Origin of the sequence: Ramlibacter sp. (assembly GCF_035548915.1) — a bacterium.
In the GTDB taxonomy this organism is placed as follows: domain Bacteria; phylum Pseudomonadota; class Gammaproteobacteria; order Burkholderiales; family Burkholderiaceae_C; genus Ramlibacter.
The window spans coordinates 400,346-421,374 of record NZ_DASZSE010000044.1 but is presented as its reverse complement, the minus strand read 5'-3'; the positions used below and the strand labels follow the sequence as shown (position 1 = coordinate 421,374).

Here is a 21,029-nt window from a genome sequence, read left to right as displayed (position 1 = left end):
CGGCACGGGCGGCGGCACGGGCGGCGGCACCGGCGGCGGCACGGGCGGTGGCACGGGTGGCACGGGTGGCGCGGGCGGCAGCACCGGCGGAACCGGTGGAACCGGTGGAACCGGTGGTACGGGCGGCGCCGGTGGCGCCGGTGGCGGCGTCGCGGCCGGCTCGCCGGGTCCCGCGGGCGGCGGCGAGACGGTGGGCAGCACGAGCAGCGCAGCGCCGGGCGTCGCGATCATCCGGCAGGAGCAGGCACCTGCGCTCGCCGAGAGCGAGAGCACCACGACGACCATGGGCGCCGGACCCGAAGCAGCCGCACCGGCTGCCGAAGCAGCGCCGCAGGCAGCGCCGCAAGCTGTGTCCCCGAGCGCCGCGGAGCAGCCCATGCCCGCAGCGCCGCGGGCAGTGCGTCGCGCCAAGGCCGACCGCAACTGACGCGTAGCGCAGCAAGCGTCATCCCCGCGCAAGCGGGGATCCAAAAAAGAGAGAGCGGCCCACCAGCCGCTCTCTTCGCTTTCCTTCTCGCGTTTCGCCGCGCTTCGGATCAGGCGGCCACTTCCTTCGCCACCTCCGCGTACTCCTCGATGCGGTCGAAGTTCATGTAGCGGTACACGCGCTCGGCGTCCTTGTTGATGACGCCCATGTCCTCGTGATATTCCGCCACCGTCGGAATGCGGCCCAGCTTCGACGAGATCGCCGCGAGCTCCGCCGAAGCGAGAAAGACGTTGGCGTTCTTGCCGAGCCGGTTCGGAAAGTTGCGCGTGGAAGTCGAGACGACCGTCGCGCCCTCGCGCACCTGCGCCTGGTTGCCCATGCATAGCGAACAGCCCGGCATCTCCGTGCGCGCGCCCGCGGTGCCGAAGACGCTGTAGTGGCCCTCCTTCGTGAGCTCGCTCGCATCCATCCTGGTGGGCGGCGCCACCCACAGCTTCACCGGAATGTCGCGCTTGCCGTCCAGGAGCTTCGACGCGGCGCGGAAGTGGCCGATGTTCGTCATGCAAGAGCCGATGAAGACCTCGTCGATCTTCGTGCCCTGCACCTCGGAGAGCGGCTTCACGTCGTCCGGGTCGTTCGGGCAGCACAGAAGAGGCTCGGTGATCCCTGCGAGGTCGATCTCGATCACCGCGGCATATTCGGCGTCCTCGTCCGCCTCGAGCAGCCGCGGGTTCGCGATCCACGCCTCCACGGCCTGGATGCGACGTTCGAGAGAACGCCTGTCCGAGTAGCCGTTGGCGATCATGTTCTTCATGAGCACGACGTTGCTCGTGAGGTACTCGACGATCGGCTCCTTGTTCAGCTTCACCGTGCAGCCGCCGGCCGAACGCTCGGCCGATGCGTCGGACAGTTCGAAGGCCTGTTCCACCTTGAGGTCGGGCAGGCCCTCGATCTCGAGGATGCGGCCCGAGAAGATGTTCTTCTTGCCCTGCTTCGCGACAGTGAGCAGGCCCTGCTTCATCGCATAGTAGGGAATCGCATGCACCAGGTCGCGCAGCGTGATGCCGGGCTGCATCCGGCCCTTGAAGCGCACGAGCACCGACTCCGGCATGTCGAGCGGCATCACACCCGTGGCCGCGGCGAACGCGACGAGCCCCGAGCCCGCGGGAAACGAGATCCCGATCGGAAAACGCGTGTGCGAGTCGCCTCCCGTGCCCACCGTATCCGGCAGCAGCAGGCGGTTCAGCCACGAATGGATCACCCCGTCACCCGGCCGCAGCGCGACGCCGCCGCGATTGCTGATGAACGCGGGCAGTTCGTGGTGCATCTTCACGTCGACGGGCTTCGGATAGGCGGCCGTGTGGCAGAACGACTGCATCACCATGTCGGCGCTGAAGCCGAGGCACGCGAGGTCCTTCAGTTCGTCGCGCGTCATCGGACCCGTCGTGTCCTGGCTGCCCACAGTCGTCATGCGCGGCTCGCAGTACGTGCCGGGGCGAATGCCCATCTGGCGGCCGTTCGTCTCGGGCAGCCCGCACGCGCGGCCCACCATCTTCTGCGCGAGCGTGAACCCCCGGCCCGAATCCGCGGGCGACTTCGGCAGGCGAAACACGGTGGAAGGCGCCAGGCCCAGGAATTCGCGCGCCTTCGCGGTGAGCGAGCGGCCGATGATCAGGTTGATGCGCCCGCCCGCGCGCACTTCGTCGAGCAGCACGTCGCTCTTCAGCGAGAACTCCGCGATCGTCTCGCCGCCCCGGGTGATGCGGCCATCGTACGGATGGATGTCGATCACGTCGCCCATCTCGAGCTTCGACACGTCCACCTCGATCGGCAGCGACCCCGAATCCTCCTGCGTGTTGAAGAAGATCGGCGCGATCTTGCCGCCGAGCGTGACGCCGCCGAAGCGCTTGTTGGGAACGAACGGGATGTCCTGCCCCGTGTGCCAGATGACGCTGTTGGTCGCGGACTTGCGCGACGAACCCGTGCCCACCACGTCGCCGACGTAGGCGACCTGATGACCCTTCGCCTTCAGCGCCTCGATGAACTGGATCGGACCGCGCTTGCCGTCTTCCTCCGGCGTGAAGCCGGCGCCGGGGCGCGTGTTCTTCAGCATCGCGAGCGCGTGCAGCGGGATGTCGGGGCGCGACCACGCATCGGGCGCGGGCGACAGGTCGTCGGTGTTCGTCTCCCCGGGCACCTTGAAGACGGTCACGGTGATCGTGCGCGGCACCTCGGGGCGGCTCGTGAACCACTCGGCGTCCGACCAGCTCGCGATCACCTCTTTCGCGAACGCATTGCCCGCCTTGGCCTTCTGCGCCACGTCGTGGAAGTAGTCGAACATGAGAAGCGTCTTCTTCAGTCCGTCCGCCGCGACCCGAGCGACCTCCGCGTCGCCGAGCAGGTCGATGAGCGGCTTCACGTTGTAGCCGCCGACCATCGTGCCGAGGAGCTCGGTCGCCCGGGCCCGCGACATGGCCTTCACCTGCACGTCGCCGTGCGCCACCGCGGAGAGGAACGACGCCTTCACCTTGGCGGCGTCGTCCACGCCGGGCGGCACGCGGTTGGCGATCAGGTCCAGCAGGAACGCTTCCTCGCCGGCCGGCGCGGCCTTCAGCAGCTCGATCGCATCGGCGACCTGCTTCGCCGTGAGCGGCAGCGGCGGGATGCCGAGCGCGGCGCGCTCGGCGACATGTTCGACATAGGCTTGCAGCATGGCTCGTCCTTTTGCTCGTCCGGAATTGGATTGGTCAGTTGGGGCCCGACTTGCCGGGCGGGTTGGCGGCCGAGGCCGCCGCCGAAGCTCGCGCGGCCGCGGGCTCCAGGATGTTGATGGGGTGCTTCTTCAGCTCCTCGGCGAAAGTCTTCTGCTCCGGGCTCTGGCATTCGTCGGCGAGGCGCTGTCCGAGCTTCTGGCTCATGAGCATCGACTTGTTGCCGAGTTGCAGCCAAAGCGCGCCGCGCTCCGGGTCTTCCAGCCGGATCGCGCCGGTCTTGCTTTCCACCGGATGCATGACAAAGCGCGTCTGCTTCACGCGCACCAGGAAGAAGCCTTCGCGCCTGAGCGCCCGGATGTGGACCGAGGCGCCGAGCTCGCAAGGCAGTTCGCCCACGAAGACGCGCTTCGCGATGGCGAGTTGCGCATCGTCGAGCTTGATCGTGGGATCGGGCTCGTCGATGGGGTCCTGTTCCTCCGACTGCTTGATCGCTTCGGCCTGCTTCGGCGACTGCCTGGCGGTGTGCTTCGACTTCGCGGGCTTCTTCGCCGTGGGTGCTTTCGCTGTGGGCTTCGGCTCGGGCGTGGACTGATCGGCCGCCATGACGGGGGCGGCGGCCGACAGAAGCGCCGCAAGGAGGGTGGGGAGAATGGATTTCACTGCTTACGTGTCCCTGGATTCGTTCAATGCATGCGGGGCGGCGAACCACTCCGCGACTTCGTGCGGCAGCCGCCTTCCGGTGCGGTGCGCCCTCTCTAGCACCTGCCAGTAATAGCGGTAGCTGGCGCGATCCTCCAGTTTGCCGCCGTAGGCGATCGGCGCCCAGTCGGCACGCGACGCGGCCTCGAGAACCTTCGCGGCGGTCTCCACTTCGTGTTCGGTCGGCGCGAACGCCTCGAGGATCGGCCGGATCTGGTCCGGGTGGATGCTCCACATCCGCGTGTAGCCGAATTCGCGCGCGGCACGCGAAGCGGCGCGCTTGAGCGCCTCGCGGTCCTTGAACTCGGTCACGACCGAATGAGAAGGCACCTTGCCATGCGCGTGACAGGCCGATGCGATTTCCAGCTTCGCGCGCACGACGTGCGGATGCGCGAACTGGCCCTCGATGCCCATGCTCTCGGCCGGGATCGCTCCGCCATGGGCGGAGACGAAGTCCATCAGCCCGAAGCTCACCGACTGCACGCGTGGATGCGCGGCGATGTCGAAGACGCGATTCACGGCGCCGGGTGACTCGATGAGAACATGCAGCGGCAGTTGTCTGGCCCCGGCGGCATCGAGCGCGCGCGCGGCCCGCTCGACATCCGCCACCGATTCGCACTTGGGGATCATGACGTGCGCGAGGCGTGCTCCGACACTGCCCGCGATCGTCGCGACGTCCGCTTCGAACGCGCGGTGATCCACGGGATGCACGCGAACGCCCACGCGCGCGTCGGCGGCCGCGCCGCGCACGAGCTCGACGACGAGCGCGGCATGCTCCGCTTCGCCGCCCACCGGCGCGCCGTCTTCGCAGTCGAGCGTGACGTCGAACACGCACGCACCGAACTGCCGCGTGAGCTCGGCTTGCAGCTGCAGGCTCTTGCGCATGCGCGCCTCCACGCCGCTGTAGTGGTCGCACACCGGCAGCACGCCGGTCCGCGCCTGCGCGCCGAGGAGGATGTCGCGGGGGTGGGTCATGTCGTGGTGACGTAATGCCACTGCAAGCCGCTGGATTCCCGCTTTCGCGGGAATGACGCCAGAGGGGTTACAGCAGGTGCGCGACGCCCGCCTGTTCTTCCTGCAGTTCCTTCAGCGTGAGGTCGATGCGCTCGCGCGAGAACGCGTCGATCTCGAGGCCCTCGACCACCTTGTACTCGCCGTTGGCCGTGGTCACCGGAAAGCCGAACATGATGTCCTTCGGGATGCCGTACTGGCCGTCCGACGGCACGCCCATCGTGACCCATTTGCCGCCGGTGCCGAGCGCCCAGTCGCGCATGTGGTCGATGGCGGCGTTCGCCGCCGACGCCGCGGAGGAGAGGCCGCGCGCTTCGATGATCGCCGCGCCGCGCTTGCCGACGGTCGGCAGGAACACGTTCTTGTTCCATTCCTGGTCGTCGATCAGGTCCTTCACGGACTTGCCGTTCACGGTCGCGAAGCGGTAGTCGGCATACATCGTGGGCGAATGGTTGCCCCACACGCAAAGCTTCTCGATGTCGGCCACGGCGGTGCCCGTCTTCGCCGCGACCTGCGACAGCGCGCGGTTGTGGTCGAGGCGCAGCATCGCGGTGAAGTTGTGGCGCGCGAGACTCGGCGCGCTCTTCATCGCGATGTACGCGTTCGTGTTGGCGGGGTTGCCCACGACCAGCACCTTGACGTTGCGAGACGCCGCCTTGTCGAGCGCCTTGCCCTGGGCCGTGAAGATCTGCGCGTTGGCCGCGAGCAGGTCCTTGCGTTCCATGCCGGGGCCGCGCGGGCGCGCGCCCACGAGCAGCGCGTAGTCGGTGTCCTTGAAGCCGGTGTTCGGGTCGCCGTGCGCCTCCATCCCCGCGAGCAGCGGGAACGCGCAGTCCTCCAGTTCCATCATCACGCCCTTCAGCGCCTTCTGAGCCTTCTCGTCCGGAATCTCGAGCAACTGCAGGACGACGGGCTGGTCGCGGCCCAGCATTTCGCCGGAGGCGATGCGAAACAGCAGGGCATAGCCGATCTGGCCGGCGGCGCCGGTGACGGCAACGCGGACGGGTTTCTTGCTCATGGGGGGATCTCCGATAAGGAAAGTGGCGGTGATTCGTCGCGCGATATGGGGCTCGTTTCGTCCCCCGCGGGAGTTCGCGAGTGTACTCGGGGGAACCCTGAGCGGTCAACTTGTCTTATGTCTTATATAAGATATGATAGGGGCCATTCGCAGGAGACACCCAAGGAAGTCCGGTGGCCGCTTCGCTCACTACTCCCCCCGGCAATGCCGCGGGCGCGGAAGCGTCGCCCGGCACGCCCGCGTTCAGCCCGCTTTACCAGCAGATCAAGGGCCTCATCCTGCAAAGCCTGCAGGCGGGCGAATGGAAGCCGGGCGAAGCGATCCCGAGCGAGATGGAGCTCGCCGCGCGCTTTCGCGTGAGCCAGGGTACGGTGCGCAAGGCGATCGACGAGCTCGCGGCCGAAAACCTCGTCGTGCGGCGCCAGGGCCGCGGCACGTTCGTCGCCACGCATGCGGAACAGCACGTGCGCTACCGGTTCCTGAAGCTCGTGCCCGACAGCGGCGACCGCGTGGGCGAAGGCCCGGCGCAGCGCGACATCCTCGAATGCAAGCGAGTCCGCGCGACGGCCGACGTGGCGCGCGCGCTCGCGCTGCGCTCGGGCGATGCGGTCATGCAAGTGCGGCGCACGCTTTCCTTCGGCGGCGTGCCGACCATCCTGGAAGACGTCTGGCTGCCCGGCAACGCGTTCAAGGGCCTCACCGCGGAACAGATGGCCGACTTCAGGGGCCCCACCTACGTGATGTTCGAAGTGGAGTTCGGCGTGCGCATGGTGCGCGCCGAGGAGAAGATTCGCGCGGTGGCGGCCGAGCCGTCGCACGCCGCGCTGCTCAAAGTCGCGCCCGGGACGCCGCTTCTGGGCGTGGAGCGCATCGCCTACACGTACAACGACGTCCCCATGGAACTGCGGCGCGGCCTCTACCGCACCGACTCGCACCATTACCGTAACGAGCTGAACTGACGCTGCACTGACAGGTGCGTTTGTCGCACGGCGCGCGTCGGTTTGATGCATTGCAATAGAATTTTGGGCTGACCGCGAACAGAAAGAAGCTTTTGCCATGACCGAGCCGGCCCATCCGAATCGACCGCGACCCGAATTCCGGAACATCAACGCGTTCACCGATCTTCCCACCTACCGGTTGCCGGCCGCGGGCATCGTTTCGATCCTGCACCGCGTGAGCGGCGTGCTCATGTTCGTCCTGCTGCCGTTCATCATCTGGATGTTCGACACCTCGCTCTCCTCGGAATTCTCGTTCGCGCGCTTTCGCTTCGCGTTCGCCGCAGGCGCGGCCGGCTTCGTGGTGAAGCTCGTCGCGCTCGCGCTCATCTGGGCTTACCTGCACCACTTCATCGCCGGCCTGAGGCACGTGTGGATGGACGTGAGCCACCGCGCGGTGAGCAAGCAAAGCGGTGCGACCTCGGCCAAGCTGACGCTCGCGGTGAGCCTGGTGCTCACGGTCGCGCTCGGCGCGAAGCTGTTCGGACTCTATTGACCCGGGGCGAAGCGATTCCGGGCACGTATCGATGAAGGCAACGAAAGAACAACGATGAGCATTCCCCAGCGACAACCCGCGGCGACCTACGGCTCCAGGCGGATCGTGGTCGGCGCGCACTACGGCACGCGCGACTGGCTCGCCCAGCGCGTGACCGCGGTGGTGATGGCCCTCTTCACCCTCGTGGTGCTCGCCCAGGTGATCTTCACGAAGGGCGCGATCGGCTACGACAAGTGGGCGGGCATCTTCGCGCCGCAGTGGATGAAGATGCTCACCTTCGCGACCATCCTCGGCATCGTCTACCACGTGTGGGTGGGCATGCGCGACGTGCTGATGGACTACGTGAAGCCCGTGGGCATCCGCCTCGTGCTGCAGATCCTCGCGATCGTCTGGCTCGTCGGCTGCGCCGGCTGGGCCTTCCAGGTGCTGTGGAGGATCTGAGGATGACGTACACGAACAAGAACATCGCCACCCGCAAGTTCGACGTGGTCATCGTGGGTGCCGGCGGCTCGGGCATGCGGGCGTCGCTGCAGCTTTCCCTCGCCGGGCTGAACGTCGCCGTGCTCTCCAAGGTGTTTCCGACGCGTTCGCACACCGTTGCCGCGCAAGGCGGCATCGGCGCTTCGCTCGGCAACATGAGCGAGGACAACTGGCACTACCACTTCTACGATACCGTGAAGGGCTCCGACTGGCTCGGCGACCAGGACGCGATCGAGTTCATGTGCCGCGAGGCGCCCAAGGTCGTCTACGAGCTCGAACACTTCGGCATGCCGTTCGACCGCAACCCCGACGGCACGATCTACCAGCGCCCCTTCGGCGGCCACACCGCCAACTACGGCGAAAAGCCGGTGCAGCGCGCCTGCGCCGCGGCGGACCGCACGGGCCACGCGATGCTGCACACGCTCTACCAGCAAAACGTCCGCGCGAAGACATCGTTCTTCGTCGAATGGATGGCGCTCGACCTCGTGCGCGATGCCGAAGGCGACGTGGTCGGGATGACCGCGCTCGAAATGGAAACCGGCGACCTCTACGTGCTGCACGCGAAGACCGTGCTGCTCGCCACCGGCGGCGCGGGGCGCATCTACGCGGCTTCCACCAATGCCTTCATCAATACCGGCGACGGCCTCGGCATGGCCGCTCGCGCGGGCATCCCGCTGGAAGACATGGAGTTCTGGCAGTTCCATCCGACCGGCGTCGCCGGCGCGGGCGTGCTGCTCACGGAAGGCTGCCGCGGCGAAGGCGCGATCCTGCTGAACAGCAACGGCGAGCGCTTCATGGAACGCTACGCGCCGACGCTGAAGGACCTCGCGCCGCGCGACTTCGTCTCGCGCTCGATGGACCAGGAGATCAAGGAAGGCCGCGGCTGCGGTCCGAACAAGGACTACGTGATGCTGAAGCTCGACCACCTCGGGGCCGAGACGATCCACAAGCGCCTGCCCTCGGTGTACGAGATCGGCATCAACTTCGCCAACGTCGACATCACGAAGGAGCCCATCCCCGTCGTGCCGACGATCCACTACCAGATGGGCGGCGTGCCGACCAACATCCACGGCCAGGTCGTGATCCAGAAAGGCGGCGACGACAACTCGGTCGTGAACGGTCTCTACGCGGTGGGCGAATGCTCCTGCGTGAGCGTGCACGGCGCCAATCGCCTGGGCACCAATTCGCTGCTCGACCTGCTGGTGTTCGGCCGGGCCGCGGGCAACCACATCGTCGAATTCGCGAGCCGCACGAAGGCGCACAAGGACCTCCCCGCGAACGCGGCCGAGCGCACGCTCGAGCGCCTGAACCGCCTGGAAGCATCGGGCGCGGGCGAGTACGCGCAGGACGTGGCGAACGACATCCGCGCCACGATGCAGTCGCACGCCGGCGTGTTCCGCACGCAAGCCGGGCTGGACGACGGCTGCCGCAAGGTCGCCGCCATCCGCGAACGCGTGAACGCGATCGGCCTCGCAGACAAGTCGCGCGTTTTCAACACCGCCCGGGTCGAGGCGATCGAAGTCGAGAACCTGATCGAGGTGGCGCAGGCCACCATCGAATCGGCCGCCGCCCGCAAGGAATGCCGCGGCGCGCACACGGTGATGGACTACGAACGCCCCGCGGACGATCCGGTGGCGCCGCTCGGGCGCGACGACGCGAACTGGATGAAGCATTCTCTCTGGTACCGCGACGGCAACCGCCTCGACTACAAGCCGGTGAAGCTGCAGCCCCTGTCGGTGCAAAGCGTGCCGCCCAAGGTCCGCACGTTCTGACCCGCGTCAAGTTAGGTTCTTGTACGTACTATCGCCACGGCGCGAAACCGCCTAGATTCGAATCACGGGACACTCATGCAGAAGCGCACTTTCCAGATCTACCGCTACGACCCCGACCGCGATGCCAAGCCGTACATGCAGTCGGTGGAAATCGAGCTCCAGGGCGACGAGCGCATGCTGCTCGACGCCCTGATGAAGCTGAAGGCGCAGGACCCGTCGATCGCCTTCCGCCGTTCCTGCCGCGAAGGCGTGTGCGGGTCGGATGCCATGAACATCAACGGCAAGAACGGCCTCGCGTGCCTCACCAACCTGCGCACGCTGAAGGACCCGGTCGTGCTGAAGCCGCTGCCGGGGCTGCCCGTGATCCGCGACCTGATCGTGGACATGACCGACTTCTTCAAGCAGTACCACTCCATCAAGCCTTACCTCGTGAACGAGACGATCCCGCCCGAGAAGGAGCGGCTGCAGTTCCCCGAGGAGCGCGAGGAACTGAACGGCCTCTACGAGTGCATCCTCTGCGCGAGCTGCTCGACTTCCTGCCCGAGCTTCTGGTGGAACCCCGACAAGTTCGTGGGTCCGGCCGGGCTGCTGCAGGCCTACCGCTTCATCGCCGACAGCCGCGACTCAGCGACGGGCGAGCGGCTCGACAATCTCGAGGATCCTTACCGCCTCTTTCGCTGCCATACGATCATGAATTGCGTGGATGTGTGCCCGAAGGGGCTCAATCCGACGGCAGCCATCGGCAAGATCAAGGAATTGATGGTCCGCCGCGCGGTCTGACCATGAACGACCAAGCGCTCCTGGACGAAAGGGCCCTCTCCAAGCTGAAGTGGCGCTGCCGCCGCGGACTGCTGGAGAACGATCTGTTCATCGAGCGCTTCTTCGAAGCCCGCGAATCGCGCCTCACGGTGCGCGAGGCGCGCGGGCTGGCCGAGTTGATGGAACTCGCCGACAACGATCTGCTCGAGCTCCTGCTCGGCCGCAGGGACGCGGCGGCCTCGGGGCTCGCCGAAGAAACGATCCAGGTGCTGGAGATGCTGCGCAGGCCGACCGCGCCGTCCCCAGTGGTCGGGAAATCGAACTGATCCAGGAAAGATGACCATGAAACTCGCCGACAACAAAGCCACCCTGTCGTTCACGAACGGCAGCCCCAGCGTCGAGCTGCCCGTTTACCACGGAAGCATCGGCCCGGATGTGATCGACATCCGCAAGCTCTACGCGCAGACGGGGATGTTCACCTACGATCCCGGCTTCCTCTCGACTGCGGCGTGCCAGTCGGCCATCACGTACATCGATGGCGACAAGGGTGAACTGCTCTACCGCGGCTACCCGATCGAGCAGCTCGCGACGCAGTGCGACTTCCTCGAGACCTGTTACCTGCTCCTGTACGGCGAGCTGCCCAACGCGGAGCAGAAGCAGAGGTTCACGCGGCTCGTCACGACCCATACGATGGTCAACGAGCAGATGCAGTTCTTCCTGCGCGGCTTCCGGCGCGACGCGCACCCGATGGCGGTGATGACGGGGCTGGTCGGCGCGCTCTCGGCCTTCTATCACGACAGCACCGACATCAACAACCCGGAGCACCGCGAGATCTCCGCGATCCGGCTCATCGCGAAGATGCCGACGCTGGTGGCCATGGCCTACAAGTACGCCATGGGCCAGCCGTACATGTATCCGAAGAACGACCTGAGCTACACGGCGAACTTCATGCGCATGATGTTCGCGACGCCGTGCGAGGACTTCCATCCGAACGACGTGCTCGTGCGCGCGCTCGACCGCATCTTCATCCTGCATGCGGATCACGAGCAGAACGCGTCGACTTCCACCGTGCGGCTGTGCGGCTCGTCGGGCACCAACCCCTTCGCGGCCATCGCGGCCGGCGTCGCATGCCTGTGGGGGCCCGCGCACGGCGGCGCCAACGAAGCCGCGCTCAACATGCTGGAGGACATCCAGCAGATGGGCGGCGTCGCGAAGATCGGCGAGTTCGTCGCGAAGGTGAAGGACAAGAATTCCGGCATCAAGCTGATGGGCTTCGGCCACCGCGTCTACAAGAACTACGACCCGCGTGCCAAGCTGATGCAGGAGACCTGCCGCGAGGTGCTGGGCGAGCTCGGGCTCGAGAACGATCCGCTCTTCAAGCTCGCGATGGCGCTCGAGAAGATCGCGCTGGAAGACGAGTACTTCGTCTCGCGCAAGCTCTACCCGAACGTCGATTTCTATTCGGGCATCGTGCAGCGCGCGATCGGCATCCCCGTGTCGCTCTTCACGGCGATCTTCGCGCTCGCGCGCACGGTCGGCTGGATCGCGCAGCTGAACGAGATGATCGGCGACCCGGAATACAAGATCGGGCGGCCGCGGCAGCTCTTCACGGGGTCGCCCCGGCGGGATGTGATGCCGCTCGCCCAGCGATAAGTCACAATCGCGGGCTTGTTCATTCGACGAGAAGATCAGGCCCATGCAAGGACTTGTGCGCGCCGGCGGCCCGGCGACGCAATCGTTCATCCCCGCGGCTCAGCGCGGATTCGCCCAGCGGGTGCGGGCCGCGGCAGGGGCGGCTCGACCCCGCTCGTTCAGCCTGTGCTCGGCGCCCGTTCCGGCGGACGGCCTTCGCCGGGGAAGGGTGCGAAACTACTCCATTGCGTCCGTGCCGCTCAGCCAACCGGCTGCACCCGCGGCCCCGTCGTCCGAAGTGTTGGCAGAAGCGCGTCGCGCCGTGCGCGGTTTCACGGTCTGCATGACGGCGAACCTCACCCGGCATGACCGGCTCGGCCAGTATCTTTTCGGTGTGTCCGCGGTGGTGCCGATGATGGATACCGTTCTGGAAGCACCCCATCGCACCTGTCACGAGAACGCAAGCGTCGCCGAATTGAGGCCGGTGTTGTCCGATGGCGGCAGCCCCCCCAACACACTCGCTCATCTTCGTTCGGGACTCTATGGCATGCATGCATGTCCGGGCGACCAGACCCTTGTCGTCGCGTCGGACGGGCCGTGGTTCCTCTATTGCGCGCGGGAACCGCGGGAGGGGGAGCGCGCCGCCGATGTCAAGCGTTACGTGCAGATCAGGGTGCCGGCGGGCCAGGCGGTTGTGACGATTCCGAAGGACCGGCCGTACGGACTCGGGACCGCCCCCGGTGCGCGAACGATCGTGCACGGGGTCCGCAGGTCGGGAACGGAAGTCGCCGAACTGGGATCGGATGGCATCGAGGTGATCGGCGGGCGAGCGTTCACCACCGAGGAACTCGATCCACCGCAGTGACCGAGCTTCGCGCAGGTCGGCCCTGCCCCAAGGTGCCTCGAGGCGCCCTGGGACGACCTAAGGCACCGTCTCGTACTTCGGCTTGCCCTGCGTGCCGACCATCAGGAAGTCGACGACGTTCATCACGTCGTCCACGAGGCCCACTGAACGCTGCAGCTGCTCGGCCTGTTCCTTCGTCTTCACGCAACCCATCAAGGTGACGATGCGGCGCTCCCCGAGCACCCACACGCTCGTGTCGTCGAAGCGGCCATCGCGCCGGATGTACTGCGCCACGCGCGGAATGATTTCCTTGTCGTAGAGATACGAATTCGGCAGCCGGCAGCGCCCGGAGTGATAGCAGCTGGTGCCGTGCTGCGCGCGCACGTGTTCGGCGGCGCGGAATTCCGCCTCCGTCATGCCCGGCGGCCGCGGCACCGGGCAGCCGGGAATCGCGGAAGTCACCTGCACAAACGGGTCATCGAACCAGTTCCTGCGTTCCTGGGCGGACGCGGCGGCGGAGGCGAGAAGCAGGGGAAGAATGAAGGATCGCGTGCGCATCATGCGCCGATTGTCGCTGCCACTCGAATCGCATGCCATGCCGCATGGATGCCTCGATCTCCGGACGCCCTTGCGCCATCGGATCCGGCTTCGCCGGCCGTGCCGAATGAAACCTGGTCTAGTCCACGTCTTCGAGACCGGAGGAAAGGCCGCCTCGAATGATCCCTGAAATGTCGAAGGGCACCGAGGCCAAGTCGTCCGGCGCCATTCCGAGGAAATGCCGGAATGCCAGCCACTGCGCGTTGTGGGCGAACATGACTTCTTCATACATGAGCACTTCAGGGTAGTCGGATTCGGAAATCTCCTTGCCGGACTTGCGAACACTGTCCAGGTGCTGGGTCATCGCGCTCTCGTCCTCTTGCGAAACCTGGGATCGGCCGCCAAGAAGCAGCTTCAACTGCGCGCGGCAACTTCCCTTGATCTCGTCGTCACCCCATTCGGCTCCCCACTCGAGCACTTTCCTCGCGTCGTTCAGCCGCCCCAGCCGCGCCAGCCACAGTCCGGCTTGATCCGCAAAGAACTCCGGGCGCCGGTCAAAGTCCGCTTGCACGGCATTCAGCTTCGCGCCCAGCACCTCTTGGGCAACGGGCTTCAATCGCTCGGCGTCGGGAAGAATCCTCGCGATGCTGAAGGGCAGAGTGCGCAGCTGAGCCGGTGTCATGCCGAGGCAATGAGTGAATGCCTGCCATTCGGCGTCGTTGACCTCCGGGACGTCCGTGTACAGCGCCCCCCTGAAGGGCCCCGACAGGAATTCGAGCTGGTTCGCTCCGTCCGCGCGCCAGCGCTCCAAAGCGTCGCTCATGCGGCCAGTGATTGCGTCGAGCCCGGCTGGGGCGGCGCTGTTCGCCGCCTGATCAGCCGGTCGATTCGCCGCAGTGTCCAACTGTTCCATTCGTCGGCGGCAGTCGTCGCCGACCTTCGTACCCGGCGGGTGCTTGTCGATGGCCCATTGAAGGACCCTTCTCGCGTCTTCGATGCGGCCCAGTCGACCCAGCCGAAAACCCACTTCGGCGGCATTCTCATCCGGCGCAGCGTCGAATTCCGCCTGCAGCAGGCGCAGCCTGTGTCTGATCGCCTGCTGCGCGACCGGCCTCATCTCGACTCTTTGACGCGCTGCGGCGAGCCTGGCCTGGGCTTGCTTCAGCGGTTGCGCGAATTCGTCGTCCGGGCGGCCCTCGCGCCGGGCATCGGCGCGTTGCCGCACGATATCCATGACCTCCTCTTCGGCAAGGAAAACTGTGCGAAGCAACAAGTCCGGCTCATGCAGACTGCGATTTCGGTGAATGGTCCTCGACACGGATGCCAGGTTCGCAGCGTCGCGCGTCCGGTGAAACGGTGCCAACGGTCGAAAGGTGTCCTGCAACGATGGCGGCGACTTCACGCGAGGTGCCTCGGGAGGCAACTCGCTCGCCCTGGCGGCGGCCGGCGTGGAGCTGCCGGGTTCCGAAGGCGAACCAGGGACAACGGGAGGAAGCGACCCGGAATCCATAGACATCTCCTGTTCATGCAGACCTCCCTGTTGAGTAACGTCCGATGCGTTTGCGTTCCAACGATGATCGTCATCGCGCAACACGATGACGGGCACCCGCGTCCCATAGCAAAATCGTGGCTGGGACATCTCTGCACGCGATGCCCGAGTCCTGCATGCGCCCCACCGAACGCTCCTTCGCCCGCCGGATCGACCTCACCTCGCTGCAACTTTTCGTGGCGGTGTGCGAGCTCGGCTCGATCGGCCGCGCGGCGGAGCGGGAGTTCATCGCCGCCTCGGCCGTGAGCAAGCGACTGGCCGATCTCGAAGCCACGCTCGAGACGCCTCTGCTTTACCGACACACGCGCGGCGTGGACCTCACGCCCGCCGGCGAGAGCCTGCTGCACCACGCGCGCTCGGTGCTCTTCAGCCTGGAGAAAATGCAGGCGGAGCTTTCCGAATACGCCGAAGGCGTGCGCGGCCACGTGCGCGTGCACGCGAACATCTCCGCCATCGTGCAGTTCCTGCCCGAGGACCTCGGCTCGTTCAGCCGCGAACACCCGCAAGTGAAGATCGACCTGCAGGAGCATCTCTCCAGCGAGATCGTGCGAGCCGTGCAGGAAGGCGCGGCCGACCTCGGCATCTGCAGTGTCGCGGCCGCGGCCGGCGCGGGCCAGGGCCACGAGCTGCAGGTGCGGCCGTATCGCCACGACAAGCTGGTGCTGGTCGTGCCGCGCGGGCATCCGCTCGCCCGCCGGAAGTCGGTGGCTTTCGAAGACACGCTGGACTTCGACCACGTGGGCCTGCACGCGACGAGTTCGATCTACCTCGCGATGCGCGACGCCGCCGCCGCGGCCGGCCGCGCGATCCGGCTGCGCATCCACGTGACCGGGCTGGATGCGATGTGCCGCATGATCGAAAACGGGCTCGGCGTGGGGGTGATGCCGAAACGAGCGTTCGAATTGATGCACGGCGCAAGCGGTCTCGTGTGCATCGCGCTCACCGACCCGTGGGCGCTGCGCGAAATCGGGCTCGTCGCGCGCGATTTCTCCACCCTGCCCCTCACGGCGCGCCTGCTCGTGGACCATCTGGGCGCGCGCGCGGAAGCGGCCGAGCCGCAGGCGGCCGCCGCATAGAATTCAACCAGCCCAAGAAAGACGAGCAGTTCCATGGGACGCACCCTCTACGACAAGATCTGGGACGAACACGTCGTCCACACCGAGGAGGACGGCACGGCCATCCTCTACATCGACCGCCACCTCGTGCACGAAGTGACGAGCCCGCAGGCCTTCGAAGGCCTGCGCGAAGCGGGCCGCCGGGTGTGGCGCGTGAGCTCGGTCGTCGCGACCGCGGATCACAACACGCCCACGACGGGATGGGACCGCGGCTACGATGGCATCGACGACCCGATCAGCAAGGAGCAGGTCGTCACGCTCGACCGCAACATCGCGGAGTTCGGCGCGGCGGCGTACTTCCCGTTCCTGTCGAAGCGGCAGGGGATCGTGCACGTGATCGGACCCGAGGAAGGCGCGACGCTGCCGGGCATGACGGTGGTGTGCGGCGACTCGCACACGTCCACGCACGGCGCCTTCGGCGCGCTCGCGCACGGCATCGGCACGAGCGAGGTCGAGCACGTGCTTGCCACGCAGACGCTGCTTGCGAAGAAGGCGAAGAACATGCTGATCAAGGTCGAGGGCCGCACGGCCCCCGGCGTGACGGCCAAGGACATCGTGCTTGCGATCATCGGCCGGATCGGCACCGCGGGCGGCACGGGCTACACGATCGAGTTCGCGGGCTCCGCGATCCGCGCGCTTTCGATGGAAGGCCGCATGACGGTCTGCAACATGGCGATCGAAGCGGGCGCGCGCGCCGGGCTCGTGGCGGTGGACGAGAAGACGATCGAATACGTGAAGGGCCGCCCGCTCGCCCCGCGTGGCGCGGAGTGGGATGTGGCCGTGCCGTACTGGAAGACGCTGCAGTCGGACGCGGACGCGATCTTCGACTCGGTCGTGGAACTGGACGCCGCGCGGATCATCCCGCAGGTGACCTGGGGCACGTCGCCCGAGATGGTGACCGGCATCGACGGCCGCGTGCCGGACCCGGACCGCGAGAAGGACGCGAACAAGCGCGGCGCGATGGAGCGCGCGCTGCAGTACATGGCGCTCGAGCCGGGCAAGCCGATGAACGACATCCACGTGGACAAGGTGTTCATCGGCTCGTGCACCAACAGCCGCATCGAGGACATGCGCGAAGCCGCCGCGATGGTGAAGCGGCTCGGCCGCCGTGTGGCGTCCAACGTGAAGCTTGCGATGGTGGTGCCGGGTTCGGGCGTGGTGAAGGAGCAGGCCGAGCGCGAGGGGCTCGATGCGATCTTCAAGGCCGCGGGCTTCGAATGGCGCGAGCCGGGCTGCTCGATGTGCCTTGCGATGAATGCCGACCGGCTGGAGCCGGGCGAGCGCTGCGCCTCCACGAGCAACCGGAATTTCGAGGGCCGGCAAGGCGCGGGGGGCCGCACGCATCTGGTCAGCCCCGCGATGGCCGCGGCTGCGGCCGTGCACGGGCACTTTGTCGATATTCGTCAATTCGTCTGAAAGAGGAGAAGACCCAATGAAAACGATCATCGCGCTCGTGGCCGCCAGCTTCGTGCTCGCAGGCTGCAACACCGTCCGGGGCGTCGGGCAGGACGTGCAGAAGGCGGGAGAGAAGATCGAGGACGCGGCCAAGAAGAAGTGACCAACACCCACCTGCGTCATCCCGGCGAAAGCGGGGATGACGCACGAAAGACACCATGGACAAGTTCACCCTCCACAAAGGCCTCGTCGCCCCCATCGACCGCGAAAACGTCGACACCGACGCGATCATCCCGAAGCAGTTCCTGAAGTCGATCCGAAAGACCGGCTTCGGCCCGAACCTCTTCGACGCGTGGCGCTACCTCGACCGCGGCGAGCCCGGGCAGGACCCGGCCGAGCGCAAGCCCAACCCGGACTTCGTGCTGAATCAGCCCCGCTACCAGGGCGCCTCCGTCCTGCTCGCGCGCAGGAATTTCGGCTGCGGCTCCTCGCGCGAGCACGCCCCATGGGCACTGCAGCAGTACGGCTTTCGCGCGCTCATCGCGCCCAGCTATGCGGACATCTTCTTCAACAACTGCTTCAAGAATGGCGTGCTGCCGATCGTGCTGCCCGAGTCGCAGGTCGCGAAGCTGTTCGACGAGGTGTACGCCTTCCCGGGCTACGAGCTCACGATCGACCTGGAGCGCCAGTCGATCGTGAAGCCCGACGGCACCGAGCTCGCCTTCGACGTGCAGCCGTTTCGCAAGTACTGCCTCGTGAACGGCTTCGACGACATCGGCCTCACGCTGCGGCACAAGGACAAGATCCAGGCGTTCGAAGCGCACCGGCTCGCGACCAAGCCGTGGCTCTCCCAGACGCTTTGAAATCCGCAAGAGAAAGTCACCTCATGAAGATCGCAGTGCTGCCGGGCGACGGCATCGGCACCGAAATCGTGGCCGAGGCCGTGAAGGTCCTCGAAGCCCTCGAGCTGAAGTTCGAAATGGAATTCGCGGACGCGGGCGGCGTCGCCTACGAACGCCATGGCCACCCGCTGCCGCCGGCCACGCTCAAGCTCGCGAAGGAGGCCGACGCCGTGCTCTTCGGCGCCGTGGGCGACTGGAAGTACGACAAGCTCGAACGCCAGTTCCGCCCCGAGCAGGCGATCCTCGGCCTGCGCAGGAACCTCGGCCTCTTCGCCAACTTCCGCCCGGCGATCTGCTACGAGCAGCTCACGCACGCCTCGAGCCTCAAGCCCGAACTCGTGTCGGGCCTCGACATCCTCATCATCCGCGAGCTCACGGGCGACATCTACTTCGGCCAGCCGCGCGGGCGGCGCCATTCGCCGGACGGCGCGTTCGCCGGGGCGGACGAGGGGTTCGACACGATGCGCTACGCGCGCCCGGAGATCGAGCGCATCGCCCACGTGGCGTTCCAGGCGGCGCGCAAGCGCGGCAAGCGGGTGACGAGCGTCGACAAGGCCAACGTGCTGGAGACCTTCCAGTTCTGGAAGGACGTCGTGACGGAAGTCGGCGAGCAGTACCCGGACGTGAAGCTCGACCATATGTATGTCGACAACGCGGCCATGCAGCTCGTGAAGGCGCCCAAGTCGTTCGACGTGATCGTCACCGGCAACATGTTCGGCGACATCCTGTCCGACGAAGCCGCCATGCTCACCGGCTCCATCGGCATGCTGCCCTCGGCCAGCCTGAACGCGAGCAACCAGGGCCTGTACGAACCGTCCCACGGGAGCGCCCCCGATATCGCGGGCAAGGGCATCGCCAATCCTTTGGCTACAATCCTGTCTGCCGCCATGATGCTTCGTTTCTCGCTCAACCAGCCCCAAGCCGCCGAACGGATCGAATCCGCCGTGGCGCAGGTGCTCGCGTCGGGCCTGCGCACGGCGGATATCCATTCCGAAGGCACGAGGAAAGTCGGCACCCGTGAAATGGGCGACGCCGTCGTGGCCGCGATCACCCGCAAAACCATTACCACCAAGAGCTAGCAAAGCTCCGGTTCGTCGCGCGCCCCCTTCCCACCCGGCCGCCAGACGAGCCGGGGCGAAGAGGAACCTTCCCTAACCGCAAAGGCGCACGACATGAATCTCAGCAAGGCAAATCAACCCCTCGTCGGCCTCGTCGGCTGGCGCGGCATGGTCGGCTCGGTCCTCGTGGACCGCATGCAGGCCGAAGGCGACTTCGGCCTGATCGAGCCCGTCTTCTTCTCGACTTCGAACGCCGGCGGCAAGGCGCCCGCGCAGGCGAAGAACGAGGCCGTGCTGAAGGACGCCTTCGACATCGCGGAGCTCAGGAAGTGCGACATCGTGATCACCGCGCAAGGCGGCGACTACACGACCGAAGTCTTCGCGAAGCTGCGCGCGGCCGGCTGGAACGGCCACTGGATCGACGCGGCCTCCACGCTGCGCATGAAGGACGACGCCGTGATCGTCCTCGACCCCGTGAACATGCCGGTGATCAGGGACGGGCTCTCGCGCGGCGGCCGCAACTGGATCGGCGGCAACTGCACCGTGAGCTGCATGCTGATGGGCGTCGGCGCCCTCTACAAGGCGGGGCTCGTGGAGTGGATGACGTCGATGACGTACCAGGCCGCCTCGGGCGGCGGCGCGCAGCACATGCGCGAACTCCTCACCCAATTCGGCACGCTGAACGCCGAAGTGCGCTCGCTGCTGGACGATCCGAAGTCCGCGATCCTCGAAATCGACCGGAAGGTGCTGGCGCGCCAGCAGCACATGGGCGCGAGCGAGACCGAGCACTTCGGCGTGCCGCTGGCCGGCTCGCTCATCCCCTGGATCGACAAGGACCTCGGCGCGGGTGTCTCGCGCGAGGAATGGAAGGCGGGCGCGGAGACGAACAAGATCCTGGGACAGGGTCCGGGCTTCGGTGCACCGGCGGTTCCGGTCGACGGCTTCTGTGTGCGCGTGGGAACGATGCGCTGCCACAGCCAGGCGCTCACCTTCAAGCTGAAGAAGGACGTGCCCGTTGCCGATATCGAAGCGATGATCGCGGCCGACAACGAATGGGCGAAGGTGGTGCCCAACACGCGCGAAGCCACGCTCGCGGGCCTCACGCCCGTGGCCGTCACGGGAACGCTCGACATCCCCGTGGGCCGCATCCGCAAGCTCGCGATGGGACCCGAATACGTCGGGGCCTACACCATCGGCGACCAGCTGCTCTGGGGCGCGGCGGAGCCGCTGCGGCGCATGCTGCGCATCCTGCTGGACGCATAGGCGCGTTGCGGCATTACATCGTCGCCTGCATCTCTCGCCCGAATCTCTCGCCGATCGAGGCCCCCTGGAAAGTCGCTACGCGGCTTTCCCGTCGAGCCCCCATAATCCGTCCCCGCGCGGGACGCTTCTCCAACGGCCTGTAGCCTCGCGTTACAGGCCGTTGTCGCATCACAACAAGGATTGGGACTGCCCTCAAGGCCCGGGGGCCGCGTCCGAACTTAAAAGGTGTCTCAGCTTGTCAGTCTAAGACATTGATGCTATGGTCATTTTTCGCAAATTAGCCTCTGGGCGAAGAGCCGCATGAAGAGAACAAGACTGCTTCAGGACCGAGCAGTGGGGACGCCTGGATCGACAAGCACACCG

General features: G+C 66.6%; 21 protein-coding genes. 15 read left to right on the top strand and 6 right to left on the bottom strand.

Annotated features, from left to right (window positions below; genetic code table 11):
* Positions 1–427 (top strand): hypothetical protein (locus tag VHA82_RS19990; protein ID WP_325546909.1); only part of this gene is annotated, 427 nt, incomplete at its 5' end.
* 109 nt (positions 428–536) lie between these two features.
* Here the strand turns inward: VHA82_RS19990 and acnB are convergent.
* The 4 genes from acnB to VHA82_RS19970 all read right to left on the bottom strand — a co-directional run bounded on the left by acnB (position 537) and on the right by VHA82_RS19970 (position 5,869).
* Complete coding sequence (gene acnB / locus VHA82_RS19985) at positions 537–3,140, bottom strand: bifunctional aconitate hydratase 2/2-methylisocitrate dehydratase (RefSeq protein ID WP_325546908.1); 2,604 nt, start codon at positions 3,138–3,140, stop codon at positions 537–539.
* A gap of 34 nt (positions 3,141–3,174) precedes the next feature.
* Positions 3,175–3,801, bottom strand: coding sequence for a hypothetical protein (locus VHA82_RS19980; RefSeq protein ID WP_325546907.1), 627 nt, complete (start codon positions 3,799–3,801; stop codon positions 3,175–3,177).
* Between the two features lie 3 nt (positions 3,802–3,804).
* Complete coding sequence (locus VHA82_RS19975; RefSeq protein ID WP_325546906.1) at positions 3,805–4,815, bottom strand: CoA ester lyase; 1,011 nt, start codon at positions 4,813–4,815, stop codon at positions 3,805–3,807.
* A 67-nt stretch (positions 4,816–4,882) separates the two neighbouring features.
* Positions 4,883–5,869, bottom strand: coding sequence for a malate dehydrogenase (locus VHA82_RS19970; RefSeq protein WP_325546905.1), 987 nt, complete (start codon positions 5,867–5,869; stop codon positions 4,883–4,885).
* Positions 5,870–6,042: 173 nt separating this feature from the next.
* Between VHA82_RS19970 and VHA82_RS19965 the strand changes: the two genes are divergently transcribed.
* From VHA82_RS19965 to VHA82_RS19930, 8 genes are all read left to right on the top strand, one after another.
* A complete protein-coding gene (locus VHA82_RS19965; protein WP_325546904.1) occupies positions 6,043–6,828 on the top strand; it encodes a GntR family transcriptional regulator in 786 nt (261 codons plus the stop codon).
* 97 nt (positions 6,829–6,925) lie between these two features.
* Entirely contained in the window at positions 6,926–7,360 is a 435-nt protein-coding gene (gene sdhC / locus VHA82_RS19960; RefSeq protein WP_325546903.1) for a succinate dehydrogenase, cytochrome b556 subunit, read from the top strand.
* A 54-nt stretch (positions 7,361–7,414) separates the two neighbouring features.
* A complete protein-coding gene (sdhD, locus tag VHA82_RS19955; protein WP_325546902.1) occupies positions 7,415–7,801 on the top strand; it encodes a succinate dehydrogenase, hydrophobic membrane anchor protein in 387 nt (128 codons plus the stop codon).
* Between the two features lie 2 nt (positions 7,802–7,803).
* Entirely contained in the window at positions 7,804–9,612 is a 1,809-nt protein-coding gene (gene sdhA, locus VHA82_RS19950; RefSeq protein ID WP_325546901.1) for a succinate dehydrogenase flavoprotein subunit, read from the top strand.
* Between the two features lie 75 nt (positions 9,613–9,687).
* Complete coding sequence (locus VHA82_RS19945) at positions 9,688–10,392, top strand: succinate dehydrogenase iron-sulfur subunit (RefSeq protein WP_325546900.1); 705 nt, start codon at positions 9,688–9,690, stop codon at positions 10,390–10,392.
* Between the two features lie 2 nt (positions 10,393–10,394).
* Positions 10,395–10,697 (top strand): succinate dehydrogenase assembly factor 2, encoded by a 303-nt coding sequence (locus tag VHA82_RS19940; protein ID WP_325546899.1) that lies wholly within the window; start codon positions 10,395–10,397, stop codon positions 10,695–10,697.
* A 16-nt stretch (positions 10,698–10,713) separates the two neighbouring features.
* Positions 10,714–12,024: a citrate synthase gene (gltA, locus tag VHA82_RS19935; protein WP_325546898.1), complete on the top strand. Its 1,311-nt coding sequence runs from the start codon at positions 10,714–10,716 to the stop codon at positions 12,022–12,024.
* Positions 12,025–12,256: 232 nt separating this feature from the next.
* Complete coding sequence (locus VHA82_RS19930) at positions 12,257–12,868, top strand: hypothetical protein (protein WP_325546897.1); 612 nt, start codon at positions 12,257–12,259, stop codon at positions 12,866–12,868.
* A 57-nt stretch (positions 12,869–12,925) separates the two neighbouring features.
* Here VHA82_RS19930 and VHA82_RS19925 read toward each other — a convergent pair whose 3' ends face one another.
* Positions 12,926–13,408 carry a BON domain-containing protein gene (locus tag VHA82_RS19925; protein ID WP_325546896.1) on the bottom strand — a complete coding sequence of 161 codons (483 nt, stop codon included), beginning with the start codon at positions 13,406–13,408 and terminating at the stop codon, positions 12,926–12,928.
* A gap of 115 nt (positions 13,409–13,523) precedes the next feature.
* Complete coding sequence (locus tag VHA82_RS19920; RefSeq protein WP_325546895.1) at positions 13,524–14,657, bottom strand: hypothetical protein; 1,134 nt, start codon at positions 14,655–14,657, stop codon at positions 13,524–13,526.
* A gap of 392 nt (positions 14,658–15,049) precedes the next feature.
* Here VHA82_RS19920 and VHA82_RS19915 point away from each other — a divergent pair, with 392 nt between their 5' ends.
* The 6 genes from VHA82_RS19915 to asd all read left to right on the top strand — a co-directional run bounded on the left by VHA82_RS19915 (position 15,050) and on the right by asd (position 20,666).
* Entirely contained in the window at positions 15,050–16,009 is a 960-nt protein-coding gene (locus VHA82_RS19915; protein WP_325546894.1) for a LysR family transcriptional regulator, read from the top strand.
* 33 nt (positions 16,010–16,042) lie between these two features.
* Positions 16,043–17,464 (top strand): 3-isopropylmalate dehydratase large subunit, encoded by a 1,422-nt coding sequence (gene leuC / locus VHA82_RS19910; RefSeq protein WP_325546893.1) that lies wholly within the window; start codon positions 16,043–16,045, stop codon positions 17,462–17,464.
* A 16-nt stretch (positions 17,465–17,480) separates the two neighbouring features.
* Positions 17,481–17,606, top strand: a complete 126-nt coding sequence (locus VHA82_RS19905) for an entericidin A/B family lipoprotein (protein WP_325546892.1) — start codon at positions 17,481–17,483, stop codon at positions 17,604–17,606.
* A gap of 55 nt (positions 17,607–17,661) precedes the next feature.
* Positions 17,662–18,306 carry a 3-isopropylmalate dehydratase small subunit gene (gene leuD / locus VHA82_RS19900; protein WP_325546891.1) on the top strand — a complete coding sequence of 215 codons (645 nt, stop codon included), beginning with the start codon at positions 17,662–17,664 and terminating at the stop codon, positions 18,304–18,306.
* A 23-nt stretch (positions 18,307–18,329) separates the two neighbouring features.
* Positions 18,330–19,424: a 3-isopropylmalate dehydrogenase gene (gene leuB / locus VHA82_RS19895; RefSeq protein ID WP_325546890.1), complete on the top strand. Its 1,095-nt coding sequence runs from the start codon at positions 18,330–18,332 to the stop codon at positions 19,422–19,424.
* Between the two features lie 93 nt (positions 19,425–19,517).
* Positions 19,518–20,666 (top strand): aspartate-semialdehyde dehydrogenase, encoded by a 1,149-nt coding sequence (asd, locus tag VHA82_RS19890; protein ID WP_325546889.1) that lies wholly within the window; start codon positions 19,518–19,520, stop codon positions 20,664–20,666.
* Positions 20,667–21,029 lie beyond the last annotated feature (363 nt).

What these genes read in the sequence shown, in the direction of transcription:
- leuD (WP_325546891.1), top strand. Translation starts at nt 17,662, where the DNA reads ATGGACAAGTTCACCCTCCACAAAGGCCTCGTCGCCCCCATCGACCGC.
- sdhA (WP_325546901.1), top strand. Translation starts at nt 7,804, where the DNA reads ATGACGTACACGAACAAGAACATCGCCACCCGCAAGTTCGACGTGGTC.
- VHA82_RS19925 (WP_325546896.1), bottom strand. Translation starts at nt 13,408, where the DNA reads ATGATGCGCACGCGATCCTTCATTCTTCCCCTGCTTCTCGCCTCCGCC.
- leuB (WP_325546890.1), top strand. Translation starts at nt 18,330, where the DNA reads ATGAAGATCGCAGTGCTGCCGGGCGACGGCATCGGCACCGAAATCGTG.
- VHA82_RS19940 (WP_325546899.1), top strand. Translation starts at nt 10,395, where the DNA reads ATGAACGACCAAGCGCTCCTGGACGAAAGGGCCCTCTCCAAGCTGAAG.
- sdhD (WP_325546902.1), top strand. Translation starts at nt 7,415, where the DNA reads ATGAGCATTCCCCAGCGACAACCCGCGGCGACCTACGGCTCCAGGCGG.
- VHA82_RS19905 (WP_325546892.1), top strand. Translation starts at nt 17,481, where the DNA reads ATGAAAACGATCATCGCGCTCGTGGCCGCCAGCTTCGTGCTCGCAGGC.
- leuC (WP_325546893.1), top strand. Translation starts at nt 16,043, where the DNA reads ATGGGACGCACCCTCTACGACAAGATCTGGGACGAACACGTCGTCCAC.
- asd (WP_325546889.1), top strand. Translation starts at nt 19,518, where the DNA reads ATGAATCTCAGCAAGGCAAATCAACCCCTCGTCGGCCTCGTCGGCTGG.
- sdhC (WP_325546903.1), top strand. Translation starts at nt 6,926, where the DNA reads ATGACCGAGCCGGCCCATCCGAATCGACCGCGACCCGAATTCCGGAAC.
- VHA82_RS19975 (WP_325546906.1), bottom strand. Translation starts at nt 4,815, where the DNA reads ATGACCCACCCCCGCGACATCCTCCTCGGCGCGCAGGCGCGGACCGGC.
- gltA (WP_325546898.1), top strand. Translation starts at nt 10,714, where the DNA reads ATGAAACTCGCCGACAACAAAGCCACCCTGTCGTTCACGAACGGCAGC.
- VHA82_RS19915 (WP_325546894.1), top strand. Translation starts at nt 15,050, where the DNA reads ATGCGCCCCACCGAACGCTCCTTCGCCCGCCGGATCGACCTCACCTCG.
- acnB (WP_325546908.1), bottom strand. Translation starts at nt 3,140, where the DNA reads ATGCTGCAAGCCTATGTCGAACATGTCGCCGAGCGCGCCGCGCTCGGC.
- VHA82_RS19970 (WP_325546905.1), bottom strand. Translation starts at nt 5,869, where the DNA reads ATGAGCAAGAAACCCGTCCGCGTTGCCGTCACCGGCGCCGCCGGCCAG.
- VHA82_RS19945 (WP_325546900.1), top strand. Translation starts at nt 9,688, where the DNA reads ATGCAGAAGCGCACTTTCCAGATCTACCGCTACGACCCCGACCGCGAT.